Annotated in this window: 16 protein-coding genes; 8 read left to right on the top strand and 8 right to left on the bottom strand. The window is 62.7% G+C overall.

Translation table 11 applies throughout. From position 1 onward, the window contains the following. Positions 1–71: 71 nt before the first annotated feature. The 4 genes from C6Y32_RS14810 to C6Y32_RS14795 all read left to right on the top strand — a co-directional run bounded on the left by C6Y32_RS14810 (position 72) and on the right by C6Y32_RS14795 (position 2,916). Entirely contained in the window at positions 72–389 is a 318-nt protein-coding gene (locus tag C6Y32_RS14810) for a hypothetical protein (RefSeq protein WP_105206050.1), read from the top strand. 1 nt (position 390) lies between these two features. Next, positions 391–1,236 carry a 16S rRNA (cytidine(1402)-2'-O)-methyltransferase gene (rsmI, locus tag C6Y32_RS14805; protein WP_105206049.1) on the top strand — a complete coding sequence of 282 codons (846 nt, stop codon included), beginning with the start codon at positions 391–393 and terminating at the stop codon, positions 1,234–1,236. A 116-nt stretch (positions 1,237–1,352) separates the two neighbouring features. Next, positions 1,353–2,321 (top strand): inorganic phosphate transporter, encoded by a 969-nt coding sequence (locus tag C6Y32_RS14800; protein WP_105206048.1) that lies wholly within the window; start codon positions 1,353–1,355, stop codon positions 2,319–2,321. Between the two features lie 106 nt (positions 2,322–2,427). Then, positions 2,428–2,916 (top strand): hypothetical protein, encoded by a 489-nt coding sequence (locus tag C6Y32_RS14795; protein ID WP_105206047.1) that lies wholly within the window; start codon positions 2,428–2,430, stop codon positions 2,914–2,916. Positions 2,917–3,018: 102 nt separating this feature from the next. Here C6Y32_RS14795 and C6Y32_RS14790 read toward each other — a convergent pair whose 3' ends face one another. Genes C6Y32_RS14790 through C6Y32_RS14775 form a run of 4 tightly spaced genes read right to left on the bottom strand, consistent with a single transcriptional unit; the run spans position 3,019 to position 6,659 of the window. Continuing rightward, the gene (locus tag C6Y32_RS14790) at positions 3,019–3,723 is read right to left on the bottom strand and encodes an energy-coupling factor transporter transmembrane component T family protein (protein ID WP_105206046.1); all 705 of its coding nucleotides are present in this window, start codon (positions 3,721–3,723) and stop codon (positions 3,019–3,021) included. Then, the gene (locus C6Y32_RS14785; RefSeq protein WP_105206045.1) at positions 3,698–5,149 is read right to left on the bottom strand and encodes an ABC transporter ATP-binding protein; all 1,452 of its coding nucleotides are present in this window, start codon (positions 5,147–5,149) and stop codon (positions 3,698–3,700) included. Before C6Y32_RS14785 ends, C6Y32_RS14790 begins: the two co-directional genes overlap by 26 nt. 3 nt (positions 5,150–5,152) lie before the next feature. After that, entirely contained in the window at positions 5,153–6,031 is an 879-nt protein-coding gene (locus C6Y32_RS14780; protein WP_105206053.1) for an ABC transporter substrate-binding protein, read from the bottom strand. Positions 6,032–6,047: 16 nt separating this feature from the next. After that, positions 6,048–6,659, bottom strand: a complete 612-nt coding sequence (locus tag C6Y32_RS14775; protein WP_105206044.1) for an ECF transporter S component — start codon at positions 6,657–6,659, stop codon at positions 6,048–6,050. Between the two features lie 440 nt (positions 6,660–7,099). Here C6Y32_RS14775 and C6Y32_RS14770 point away from each other — a divergent pair, with 440 nt between their 5' ends. The 3 genes from C6Y32_RS14770 to C6Y32_RS14760 all read left to right on the top strand — a co-directional run bounded on the left by C6Y32_RS14770 (position 7,100) and on the right by C6Y32_RS14760 (position 8,991). Beyond that, complete coding sequence (locus C6Y32_RS14770) at positions 7,100–7,576, top strand: YfcE family phosphodiesterase (protein ID WP_164998312.1); 477 nt, start codon at positions 7,100–7,102, stop codon at positions 7,574–7,576. A gap of 3 nt (positions 7,577–7,579) precedes the next feature. Further along, positions 7,580–8,329: a biotin--[acetyl-CoA-carboxylase] ligase gene (locus C6Y32_RS14765; protein WP_105206042.1), complete on the top strand. Its 750-nt coding sequence runs from the start codon at positions 7,580–7,582 to the stop codon at positions 8,327–8,329. A gap of 194 nt (positions 8,330–8,523) precedes the next feature. Continuing rightward, on the top strand, positions 8,524–8,991 hold the full coding sequence (locus C6Y32_RS14760; protein ID WP_105206041.1) for a hypothetical protein: 468 nt from the start codon (positions 8,524–8,526) through the stop codon (positions 8,989–8,991). Positions 8,992–9,616: 625 nt separating this feature from the next. Here C6Y32_RS14760 and C6Y32_RS14755 read toward each other — a convergent pair. The 3 genes from C6Y32_RS14755 to C6Y32_RS14745 are packed head-to-tail and all read right to left on the bottom strand — an operon-like array spanning position 9,617 to position 11,304. Then, the gene (locus C6Y32_RS14755) at positions 9,617–9,967 is read right to left on the bottom strand and encodes a PAS domain-containing protein (RefSeq protein WP_243562805.1); all 351 of its coding nucleotides are present in this window, start codon (positions 9,965–9,967) and stop codon (positions 9,617–9,619) included. Between the two features lie 11 nt (positions 9,968–9,978). Continuing rightward, positions 9,979–10,635 carry an NAD-binding protein gene (locus tag C6Y32_RS14750; protein ID WP_105206040.1) on the bottom strand — a complete coding sequence of 219 codons (657 nt, stop codon included), beginning with the start codon at positions 10,633–10,635 and terminating at the stop codon, positions 9,979–9,981. Between the two features lie 48 nt (positions 10,636–10,683). Next, a complete protein-coding gene (locus tag C6Y32_RS14745) occupies positions 10,684–11,304 on the bottom strand; it encodes a potassium channel family protein (RefSeq protein ID WP_105206039.1) in 621 nt (206 codons plus the stop codon). Between the two features lie 141 nt (positions 11,305–11,445). On the opposite strand from C6Y32_RS14745, the gene C6Y32_RS15480 reads away from it, so the two are divergent. Next, the gene (locus C6Y32_RS15480) at positions 11,446–11,583 is read left to right on the top strand and encodes a hypothetical protein (RefSeq protein WP_164998311.1); all 138 of its coding nucleotides are present in this window, start codon (positions 11,446–11,448) and stop codon (positions 11,581–11,583) included. Between the two features lie 33 nt (positions 11,584–11,616). Here C6Y32_RS15480 and C6Y32_RS14740 read toward each other — a convergent pair whose 3' ends face one another. Next, the gene (locus C6Y32_RS14740) at positions 11,617–12,447 is read right to left on the bottom strand and encodes an amidohydrolase family protein (protein WP_105206038.1); all 831 of its coding nucleotides are present in this window, start codon (positions 12,445–12,447) and stop codon (positions 11,617–11,619) included. Positions 12,448–12,499: the final 52 nt, after the last annotated feature.

The following is a 12,499-nucleotide window of genomic DNA, read 5'->3' as shown; positions in this document are numbered from 1 at the left end:
AAGCGCAAGCCGATGCGACGCGCGGGACGAGAATAACAGAAGAGGAGTGAGAAGGGGGCGAGCTGAGATCCGTGGGGGCACGCTGCGACCGCGAGGCCGGAGAACAGAGCTTCGGGGAGCGGGAGGGCGTCTGTCAGCGCCCGGCCCAGCTGGTAGATGTGCTGGCAGAGATGCGCGCCCACCGCCTCGAGCCCAAGCGGTTGCAGCTGGTGGTGCAGCGCCCCGGCGCCGCCCCATGGCTGGCGCTCATCGAGGGGCGCAAAGGTGGCCGCCCCACGCTGCAGGTGCTGCCCGACTTTGTCGTCGAGGCCCCCGACGGCAGCTTTTCCGCAGCCATGCTGGCGCTGTACCAAAAAAGCGGCCCCGCCGCCCCGAAGGAGGAGATGTAAAGTGGCTAAACTGTATGTGGTGGGCACCCCTATCGGCAACCTGGGCGATCTGTCCCCCCGCGCCAAAGAGGTGCTCGCGTCGGTGGATTTTATCGCCGCCGAAGACACCCGGGTCACCCTCAAGTTGCTGGGCCGGTTCGATATCAAAACGAAAATGGTCAGCTACTACGAGCACAACATCCGCGCCCGCGGACAGGAGATCACCCGCCGCATCCTCGCCGGCGAGAGCTGTGCCATCGTCACCGATGCCGGCATGCCCTGTATCAGCGACCCCGGCGAGGACCTGGTGGCCCTGTGCTACGAGCAGGGCATCGAGCTGGAGGTGATCCCCGGCCCCAGCGCCGTGGTGTCGGCCCTGGCCATCAGCGGGCTCCCCACCCGCCGCTTTTCCTTCGAGGGCTTTCTCTCCACCACCCGCAAAAATCGCCGCGAACACCTGGAGGAAGTGTCCAAGCTGCGCCACACGCTCATCTTTTACGAGGCCCCCCACAAGCTGCGCACCACCCTGCAAGATATGTACGACTGCTGGGGCGACCGGCGCATCTCACTGTGCCGCGAGCTGACCAAGATCCACGAGGAAGTGCTGCGCACCACGCTGTCCGGAGCGCTGGCCCACTACGCCGAAAATACTCCTAAAGGGGAGTTTGTGCTGGTCATCGAGGGCTATACGCCCCCGGCCGACCCGCAGATCACCCTGCAGCAGGCCGCGCAGCTGGCCAGAGAGAAGATGTCGCAGGGCCTGCCCGCTACCGCCGCCTGCAAAGAGATCTCCCGGCAGACCGGCTATAAAAAGTCGCAGATCTACAGTCTGGTAGTCGAGAAATCGTATAGTAACGCTGAAATATAACGAATGGTATATAAAATCATGTTCATATCGATGAAGACGGGCATAGTGCCCGTCTTTTTTTCATAGGGTCTTACTAGAGCCCGGCGGTGTCAGCCGCTGGGTAGGGGAGGGATCTTATGGGCCTTTTATGCCTTTTGGGCATTACTGCGGCGGTGTTCATCAATGGCTTTACCGACGCCCCCAACGCTATGGCCACCGCGGTGTGCACCCGCGCTGTCACCCCCAAAAAGGCGGTGCTCATCGGCGGCGCCTGCAACTTTTTAGGGGTGTTCATCATGTACCGGCTCAACCCCAGTGTATCCAATACGATGGCCTCGCTGGTGGTGCTGCCGCCCGGCAGCGGTCAGGCGGTGGTGCTGGCGGCGCTGTGCTCTATAGCGCTCTGGGGCTTTGGCGCCTGGCTGTGCGGCGTCCCCACCTCCGAGAGTCACGGCCTTATCGCCGGGCTCACCGGCGGTGCGCTGGCGGTGTTCCCCAGCCTCACCGCCATCCGCGTCGACGCTTGGGTCAAGGTGCTCAAGGGCTTTGTCATCTCGGTGGCTTTCGGTCTCATCGCCGGGCTGCTGTGTTCGGCGATACTGGCCCTCTTGTGTCAGGGCCGGCAGCGCCGCCGGGGCGAGCGGGTCATCGACGGCTTTCAGCTGTTCTCCCTGTGCTGCATGGCCTTTTTGCACGGCGCGCAAGACGGCCTTAAATTCCTCGGCGCCTACCAGTATGTAGTGGGGCAGATCGGCACCGGCTCGCTGCTGCTGGTCTCGGTGGTCATGACGATCGGCACCACCATGGGCGGCTTTAAGATCATCAAAAAAGTCGGCATGGACATGGTGCAGATGGAAAAGTATCAGGGTCTTGCTTCCGATCTGGCCGCCTCCACCGGCCTGCTCATGGCCTCGCTGGGCGGGGTGCCCATGTCCACCAGCCATATCAAGACCACCGCCATGGTCGGCGCCTGCGCCACGCGCTCCATCAAAAAGGTCAATTTCAAGGTGCTGGGCGAGATCTTTCAGGGCTGGATCTACACCTTTCCGGTATGCGGTGTGCTGGGCTTTGGTCTGACAAAATTGTTTTTACTGTTGCCGGCATAGCGCCTGCCAGCGCCGCATACAGTTACAGTATGGTACTGTCAGACGGCCCGCCCCGGCCGCTGTCGCCGCCCCGAGCGGCCAACAATAAACAGAGAGGATGCTCCCCATGAGCCTGAAGAGCGAGAACCAGATATTTTCTCAGCTGGATACCCTGCTGCAAAACACCATACAGGTGTGTCAGGGCAAGCTGGTGGGCCACGCCGGCGTGCAGGACGGCTACGACCACATCCAAAAGGCCTTTATCCTGCCGCTGGACCGCGAAGATCTCTGTGCCCTCTACAGCCAGCTGGGGCGCATCTACCGCTTCAGCTACATGATACGCCAGCAGGGGGGCAGCACGCTGTCGGCCATCTACTACCAGCACCTCAAAAACTGGTGCACAGTCACCGGTCAGGCGCTGCACCAGGCCCAGTCGGGCCGCCGCGGGCCCGAGATCCTCGCCACCGCCGCCCAGATGGAAAAAGAGCTGCAAAACATCTACCAGCTCGTCTCCCAGTGGGATGACGACCGCTCCAAGGGGCTCATGGTGCTGGCCTGTGCCACACTGGGCGAGGCGGGGGAGACCATCCACCGGGTCGCCGTCAAAAAGAGCTGACCGCGCATCCTGCGCCGATCTTCATCAGATAAACGCCAATAGGCGCCCCCGCTGTCAGCAGCGGGAGCGCCTATCTCATTTATATAGGGTTTCCATCATGCCTCAGACCGGTACCAGCAGCACCGCCGCCAACATGGCCGCCGTACTGAGGATGGGAAACAGCACGTCTACCGGCCGCAGTACCAGCGGCCGGTAGGGTTTTCTGGGCCGCCCGGCAGTAAAGCCCTTCGACTCCATGGCCACGGCCAGCGCCTCCGACCAGCGCACCGTCTTTACCAGCAGCGGCCGCAGCAGCGCCGGCGACAGCGCCGAAACCCGCACCCCCCGGGCGGCAAAGGCGGCCCGGGCCTTGCGGTACTCAGCTGCCATGTTGGGAAAAATGCCCCACGCCGCCAGCAGTCCGTAACAAAATACCGCCGGCAGGCGAAAGTGCTGCTGCAGCGACTGTACCAGCCGCACCTTGTCGGTGGTGTAGGCCAGCAAAAAGCCCAGCCCGGCAAAAGCTACCACCCGGCTCGAGAGCACCAGCCCGTTATACACCCGGCTGCCCAGCAGATTTAAAGTCTGTGCATTGACCGAGCCGCTGCCGGCGGCAAAGTAATAGCCGGTAAAAAAGGTGCCCACCGCCGCCACCAAAATGGGCAGCATCGACAGGGCCAGCTTTCTCAGCGGCACCCGCGCCGTGAGCAGGCCTATCGCGCACAGTGCAAACACCGCCAGGTTCAGCGCCGGGCTGTGCCGCAGGCACAGCAGCAGCGTACACAGCAGCAGCCCCACCGCCTTACAGGCAGGATCGATCGATCTCACGCAGCACGCCTCCCTCCAGCGAAAATAGAAGATCGGCGTAGTCGTGGGCCAGCTGCCGGTCGTGGGTCGACATGAGCAGTGCGATGCCCCGCTGCCGCACCTGCCGGTGCAGCGCCTCCATCACCGCCAATGTATTTTGCAGGTCCTGGGCGTAAGTGGGCTCGTCGGCCACCAGCACCTGGCAGTCATAGGCCAGCAGCGCCGCCACGCCCAGCCGGCGCTGCTGCCCCTGGCTGAGCATGTAGGGCGATAGCCGCCGGTACTTGTACAGGCCGATCTCCCGCAGGATCTCCTCGGCCCGCTGGGCGGCCTGTTCAGGCGGCCCCTGCCGCCGCAGGCTCACCTCTATCTCACCCAGCACCGTGTCGGCCACGAATTGGTCCTGGGGGCTCTGGGTCACAAAGCCGATCCTGCCCACCAGCTGCCGCCGGCGCTTTTGCAGGTCCTGCCCGCACAGCAATATCTGGCCCTCGGCGCGCACAATACCGCTCAGCGCGGCAAATAGAGTAGTCTTGCCACAGCCGCTGTCTCCCACGATGGCATAGGTGCGGCCGCCGAACAGCCGGGCGTTCACGCCCCGCAGTACCGGCCGGTCACCGTAGTGTACCGCCACGTCAAAAAGCTCCAGCACCGGGGTGTCGTTTGCCGCCGCCACAACCGGCATATCGGTGCGGTAGTGCTGTCCCGGCCCGCTCACCCCCAGCTGCCACAGCTGTTCGGGGGGCACCTGTCCTGGTCCGGGCAGGTCGGCGGCAGGGGTGCCGTCTGGGGCCAAAACACACATGCGTTCAGCCAGGCCCACCCAGCTATGTACCCGGTGGTCCACCGCCACCACCCCAACGCCCTGCTCGCGGTGCAGCTGGGCGATCTTCAGGGCCAAGCTGCGGGCGGTGGCGTCGTCTAAATTGGCAAAAGGTTCGTCCAGCAGCAGCCAGCGGGGCCGCAGGGCCACCAGGCAGCAGAGCATGGCCCGCTGCTTCTCCCCGCCCGACAGGGTCGAGAGCGCCCGCCGCCGCAGGTGCTCGATCTCGCAAAAGGCCAGTGCCCGGTCGATGATGGGGCCGATCTCCTCCCGCGGGGCGTCCACGTTTTCCAGGCAAAAGATCAGTTCGTTTTCCAGCGTGTCCATACAAAACTGCAGGTCCGGGTTTTGAAACAGCATCCCCACCAGTCGGCACCGCTGCCACGGCGGCATGACCGCCGGGTCCCGGCCCTCCACCCGCACCTGTCCGGCCTCGATAAAGCCGGCGCTCTGCGGGTAGATGCCGGCCATCAGGTAGAGCAGGGTGCTCTTGCCGCAACCGCTGGGCCCGGTGATCAGGGTGATGTCCCGCCGGTCAAAGCTGGTACGCATCTCCCGCAGCACCCGGTGCCCGCTGGCTTTTAGGTAGCCAAAGGTCAGCCCCTGTACCGCTATCGTCTCCATCGCCTATCGGGGGAGAAAGTCGTTGGTGTACTCGTCGTCGCGGCGGTGGTCATAAAAGCCGTTTGCCACCATCCAGTCGGCCATGCGCTCCCAGCGCTCGGGGCGCATGGTGCCCCAGTGGCCCCGCTCATCCAGTAAAATGCCGGCCAGGTGTTTCTGGCTGCGCACCAAAAGCGCCTCCGGCACGTCGGGCAACAGGTCCTTTACCTCCAGTACAGTGCCCGCCGGGTCGGCCGCCACCTCGATGTAGGCCCGGTCCAGCGCCGCCAAAAAGGCGCGCAGCACCTCCGGCCGCTGGCGTATAAAGGTATGCGTGGCCGCCACGCTGGGCGCACAGAAGTCAAACAGCGGGTCTATGTCGGCCAGCGCAAAGTAATTGATCTCCCTGCCGGCCTCCAGCAGCTCCTGGTTCTCCCAGTTCTCGTATACCCAGGTGGCGTCGGCTACCCGCCCCAAAGTCGAGACGATGTCCGCCACGTCCATGGGTACCAGCTGCACCTTGTCGTAGTCGCCGCCGTCTATGCGCAGTGCCTCTCGCATCACCCCGTGAAACCACGCCGGCTCCCAGTGGGTCAGCCGCTTGCCCTCCAGCATTTTGGGGGAGGTGATACCGCTCTCCTTCAGCGACACGATGCCCGAATCGCACTTCTGTGTCAGCGTGGCCACCGCCGTCAGGCCCAGCCCCTGTTGCATCTTCTGCAGCATCGAGATCTGCGGCCCCAGCACGATATCCGCCCCGTGCAGCTGCATGGCCCCGTGCACGTCGCCGTAAAGCTCCACCTCCAGCCCCGCCTCGGCAAAATAGCCGCGCTTTTGGGCCAGCAAAAAGCCGGTGTGGTTGGTGTTGGCAAACCAGTCTAATACTACTTTTATCTCTTCCATTTTTATCTCCATCTCCTTAGTCCTCGTCGGCCAGCAGATCGGCCTGTTGTAAAGCGCCCACCGCATAGCTCTTCAGCACCCCGGTCTTTGCCAGCCCATCACAGGCCAGCTTGCTAAGCAGCCCGGCAAATACGAATGCGCTCACAAAACGCACCGCCAGCTGAGCCAGCAGCACAGTGGGGGCCAGCAGATAGTACTGCAGGTAATAGAGCTCGTAGCAGAATATAAAAAGCCCCCCCAACATGCCCGAGAGCGCCATGCTCAGCAGGTCGTAGCGCCGGTAGCGAAACAGGGCGAACGCCAGCTCACAGCCCAGCCCCTGGATCAGCCCGGTCAGCAGCACCACTACGCCGCCCGAATTGCCCATCAGCAGCTCAATGGCCGCCGCCAGCAGCTCGGTGATCAGCGCCGCCCCCGGCTTGCGCAAAATGTAGGCGGCGATGGTCGCGGCCATGAACCACACCCCATAGATGGTCTCAAACGAGAAGTTGGCCAGCCCAAACGGGGCCAGCGCCCCCTGAATGGCCAGTCCCACATAAAATACGCCCAGATATACCGCGGCGAACACCACGCCCAAAATGGCCATCATGATCACGTCCCGCAGTTTCCATCCTCTGCTCTGCTCCATACATACCTCCTGTTTTACCTCGGCGGGCGCGCCCCGCCGCAGCGCCTCTGCCCCAAACGGCAGAGATCATAGCAAAAAAGCCGCACAGCCTTCGCTGAGCGACTTTTGCGCGCCGCTGCCCCGCCGGTCAGGCCCCTTTACAAAAAAAGAGGCCCACAGCGGGCGGCAGCAGGCGGTATGTTGCTTCCTACGATGGCATTACCCAACAGGTTCAAAGGGTCTTGGGCAGTATCAGCCCAACTCTCAGCCAGATGTCCTCCAGCTCCCCACTATTATTTTGTGCGGTCTTTCCAGCTGTTATCATACTACAGTCAGGTGCGGGTTTCAAGTGCTTTTTCGTCAACTTTCTCCCTTAAATGGCCCCGAAAATGGCCCCGACCTTTTCTGCCGCCCGCCGCTGTGTTACAATAACAGGCAGAACAAAAAGGGGGGACCTGCACATGCAGATCATCGTATTATCCGATAACCACGGCCGCAGCTCGGTGGTAGAGCGCATCGTCGACGCCCACCCCGGCTGCGATACCTATCTCCACCTGGGCGACAGTCAGGGCGGCATGGACCACATCCAAGAGCTGTACCCCAACAAGACCTTTTACTGTGTGCGCGGCAACTGTGACGGCAGCTGCGACTACCCCGACGAGCTGGAGCTCACTTTCCAGGGGCACCATCTGCTGGCGGTCCACGGTCACCAGCAGGGGGTCAAATACTCGCTGAGCGCTCTGCTGGCCGAGGGCCGCCGCCGCGGGGCAGATATCTGTCTGTTCGGCCACACCCATCAGCCCTGCCAGCAGTCCCAGGACGGCATCTCCCTGCTCACCCCCGGCAGCTGTGCCCGCCCCGCCCAGGGCCGCCCCACCTACGGCGTCCTGGATATCCGCCGCGATCAGGGCGTGCTGTTTAGTTTGGCGGAGGTGTAGTAGATGCAGGTATTAGATCCCAACATCCAGCAATTTGCCCAGCTCGATTCCACCAATACCTACCTCAAAAAAAACGCCTTCTCGCTCCCCGGCGGCCACTGCGTGTTGGCCCACAGCCAAACGGCTGGCCGGGGCCGTCAGGGAAAAATCTGGCAAGACGCCCCCGGCGATACGCTGTCGCTCTCTTTTTTGCTGCGGCCGGTCGAGCTCGCCACCGTCTCTTTTCTGCCGCTTTTATGCGGCCTTGCTACCGGCGCCGCCATCCAGGCACTGTGCGGTGCCGACTGGCGCATCAAGTGGCCCAACGACCTGCTGGTAGGCGATAAAAAAGTCTGCGGCATCCTGTGCGAAGGTATCGCCGGCCCCGAGAGCGCCGCCGTCTGCGGTATCGGGGTCAATCTGGGCCAAAAGGCAGAATATTTCGCCAGCCGCCAGCTGCCCTATGCCACCTCGCTGCTGGTAGAGAGCGGAAAAAAGCTGGTCCCGCTCACTTTGGCCCAGCAGATCGTCGCCCAGGCCGACGCTCTGCTCGTCACCGCCTCCACCCAGGGGGCCGAGCCGCTGCTGGGGCAGTACCGCCGGCGCTGTGCCACCCTGGGCCGCCAGGTGCGGGTGCTCACCGACGCCGGCCAGCAGACCGGCCGCGCCGTAGATATCATGGCCGACGGCAGCCTGCTCGTCGAGATCGGCGGCCGGCGGCAGATCATCCGCAGCGGCGAGGCCTCGGTCCGCGGGCTGTACGGCTATGTGTGAGCGCTGCCCCGCCCCCAATGCCCCGGGGCAGGTCTTCAGCTTTTTGGCCGGGCCAGATATCTTTGGCCTGTCTTTACCCGTACGGCGGCTCGATTTTCACCGCGCAGCGGTGTGCACTGGTATGCCCGCCCCACCGAGCGGGTACAGCCCACCGCCTTACCGTACACTGTGTAAAAAAAGAGGGGAGTGGTCCTGTGCCGCAGCTCAATAAGGGCGGTAAATTCGTCTTTGGTCAGTCTCTCATCCACCCCGACGGCAGCATCCGGCTGCCGCCCCAGGCACTGGCCGAGTACCAGCTGGCCAGCGAGGGGCGGGTGCTCATCTTTACCGGCAGCCGCTCTACCGGCGGCTTTTGCGTTACCCGTCACGGCCTGCTGGCGCCCTCTAAACTGGGCCACATCCTGTGTGCGCTGCCCCAGCTGGCGGGTTATCAGCTGCCGCCCGGCCAGCTGCTGCCCTATAAGGGCCGCGCCTACGGTTGGGCGCCGGTCACCGCCGGCGGCTGTATCCAGCTGCCGCCCAACACGCTGCCCGCGCTGCAGCTGGTGCCGGGCATGTCGCTGCTGTGTATACGCAGCAGCAATATTGCCATCACGCTGGGTGCCAAAGGCCCGCTGCTGGCCCGGGCACAGCAGTATACCGGCGCCATCCCCCAGTACTGACCGCGGCCCCCAGGCGCCCCCCGGCGGCAGCGGCAGCCCGTCTGCCCGCTTTGCCGGTAAAGGCGCGCACCGCTGTACCGGCGGCACTGGCGGTCGGCACAGCGGTGCGGCATTGGGGCGGGGCCAAAGTGCCTTGCAAGCGCTCACTCGCTCTCAAATTGCGCGGCAGGTCCCCCGGCGCCGCTTGTACTCAGTGGGCCAAATGCGCACCCCTGCGGCGCCGCTGCCTGCCACCTCAAATAAAAGATCGCCCCACCAATAAAAGAGCGCGGTATTGCCGAGGCAATACCGCGCTCTTATTGAACGCCTGCTTTTTGGCCTGCCGCAAACACCCCATGCGGTCTTGGCGGCCGCTATAAAAGGTCTTTCTGCCCCGCAGCTGTCGCACCCACCGGCAGATATAAACAGAAGCAACTGCAGCAGCATAAAAGCAGTGCAAAAGTGGTGCAAAAACGGTGCTGCGCTGCCCGGCCCGCCCTAAATAAAATAGAGGTGCCCACCGCCGGCAGAGCAGAAGAGAAAGATCATCTCCTGCTTGCCCATCCGACCGGGCCCCCCGTATATTTTATTCGGTCTCCAGCCGGAAGAGGTCTCCCGGCCAAGGCGCAGTGCCCGCCGGCAGGTGTTACAGCTGCAGGTTCATCTCAAAGCGCTCAAAATACCCCACCAGTTGGCCCTTTTCATCCCGTACCGGATTCAGGTACAGCCGCTGGTTGCGGGCGTTTACCTTCACCAGCATCTCGCCGGCGTGGTCTTTCAGTTTCTCCACCATCTGCTCGATCTTCTGCCGCGACTGCTCACCGTGGCAGGCAAACAGCGACTTGCCCACCAAGTCGTCATAGCCCCGCTCACAGTAGTAGTGGTAGCGGGCCGCCCGGTTCAGGTAGCGGATGACGTGGCCGGTATCCACGAACACCACCGGGTAGGGCAAACTGTCCAGTATCAGCTCCAGCATCCGCGCGCGTTCTAGCTCCACAGCAGTTCCCCCTAACCTCTAAAGATCTCGTTTATGTCGTGCAGCGTGTGGTTTTTGGCAATGACCATGATCGTATCGCCCGATTCGATGGTGGTCTCGCCGCGGGGGATGAGGATCTCCCCGCCGCGGGTCACCGTCACGATGACGATGTCCCGGTTCAGCGCCAGATCCTTCAGCGTCTTGCCGCTGTGGACGAAATTCTGCGGGATGGTGATCTCATTGAGCGAGGCCTCGCCGGCGTTCAGGCTCATCAGCAGCTTGATCTCGGCGTTGTCCGCCTCGTGCTCGATCACCCGCACGATGTTGTTGGTCGAGCAGATGGGGATGTCCACCCCCAGCTTGCGCATCACCTGGGTGTTTTTGGGGTTGTTTACCCGCGCCACCGTCTTTTTCACGCCAAAGCGCATCTTGGCCAACTGGCAGCAGATCAGGTTGTCCTCATCCCGCCCGGTCACGCTGATAAGCGATTCCACCTCGCCCACCCCGGCGCTCTCCTGCATCTCAATGGTGGTGCCGTCGCCGCAAAATACCGGTATCTCCAGCTGGTTGGCAATGCGGGCACAGGCTTTTTTATCGATCTCGATGATGCGGGGCCGATGCCCATGGGCCTGTAAAGTCTGGGCCAGGTAGTAACCGATCTTGCCGCCCCCAACGATCACAACGTTCATCTCTACACTCTCTCCTTTGTCTCACGCGCGCACGTTCCCAAAGCGCTCTCAGTCCACTACCTGCATGGTGATGATGGTGTCGCCGGGCTGCAGGTCAATGGCTTTGCCCCGGTACAGCTCCAGCACCGTGCTCTCCCGCAGCACGCCAAACAGCTGCTCCTGCCGGCCCAGCACCACCGCGTCGGTGTTCCGGGCATACAGCTCGTCGCCCAGCGGCATGTACCGGTACGATACCGTGCTCGAGCCCACCGTCATATAGCGGCTGGTCTCGCCGGTGGTCAGCGACTGGGTTATGGCGTCCACGGTCAGGTTGGTGGGGCACACGGTGTGCAGGCCAAAATGGGCAAAAACATCTTTGCGCTGGGGGTCGTAGATGCGGCTGAGCACCGCCGGCACGTGAAAGATCTCCCGCGCCACCTGGGCCACCATGATGTTGGTGTTGTCGTCAGGGGTCACCGCCGCCAGCGCATCGCAGTTTTCCACCCCGGCCTCCCGCAAAACGTCCTCGTCAAAAGGCACGCCGGTCACCGTCAGGCCGTCAAAGTCGTCGCTCAACCGCTCAAAGTTGTCGGGGTTCTTGTCCACTACGGCCACCTCGTGGCCCTCCTGCTCCAACCGGCGGGCCAGATTGCTGCCCACTTTTCCACAGCCAATGACTAAAATGTTCAAAACACACGCCTTCTTTCAACAAATTGTCCCACTATGGGAGTACTTGCGCCCGGCGGAGCGCCCGGCTCTGCCGTAAACTTCCCGCCCGCCCCGGCATATACTGGAAAAAAGAGACGCCGCACCCGGCGAGGAGGCATAGAGATGGATTTTTTGACCGGCTTTTTGTGTGTCTGGGCGGGGTTCGCCGCAGGCTTTTTCTGCTGCGCCGTACTGTCATCTTCTAAAGATAAACAGGCCCCCGCCCCACACGACAGCGCCGATACCGGGGACGGCCGGTAGCGCCCGCCCCCAACACCGTCAGCCGCGGCGCCCCTATCGGGGCACGGCGGCTTTTGCTGTTTTTAGGGGTATGTCAAACAGCGCTAAAAAGTTCTGGTAAAAGATCTTGTCGCACGTGGCCGGCCCCAGCCGCAGGTCGTAAAAACGCTGCAGTTCCTGCGGGTACTCCCACATGGGAAAGTCGGTGCCAAAAAGCACCTTGTCCTCGCCAAAGCGCTCGATGAGCGCCAGCGCCTGCTCCTTTTTCAGAGCGTACAGGCTCGAGGAGGTGTCCACCCACACGTTGGGCAGGGCCATCGTCTTATAGCTCTCTCCCCACCGCTGAAAGCCGCCAAAATGGGCGGCGATGCACTTGAGATCGGGCACCGCTCGGGCCACCCGGGCCAGCTTTTTGGGCCGCGAGTAGTCGTACCGGGCGTCGCCGGTGTGAAACAGCACCGGCAGTCCTTTTTGGGCCAGATACCGGTACACCGGCAACATGCGCGCGTCGTCTATATCAAACAGCTGAAAGTCCGGGTGCAGCTTGATGCCCCGCAGCCCCAGCTCGATAATGCGCTCGATCTCGCCAAAAGGGTCCTCCATGTCCGGGTGCAGGGCGCCCAGCCCCACAAAGCGGTCGGGGTGCATCCGCACCTTCTGGGCCACAAAATCGTTGATGGCCCGCACCTGTTCGGCTTTGGTGGCCACCGAGCAGATGAGAAACATGGCGATGCCGTTTTCGTCTCCCTGCTCAAGAAGCACGTGGGCCATCCCGTCGGCGTTCATGTCCAGCCCGTAAAACTGCCCGATCGACTGGGTCGCCTTGGGGGCGATCTTGCGGGGGAAGATGTGGGTGTGTGCATCGATGATGATCTGCTGTGACATAGTATCGCTCCTATCGGTATAAGGTCTCTCTGATCGGTGGCTGTTCTATCCT

This window comes from Neobittarella massiliensis (ex Bilen et al. 2018) (genome assembly GCF_900289145.1).
Taxonomy (GTDB): Bacteria; Bacillota; Clostridia; order Oscillospirales; family Ruminococcaceae; genus Neobittarella; species Neobittarella massiliensis.
This window is presented reverse-complemented; position numbering and strand designations above follow the sequence as displayed.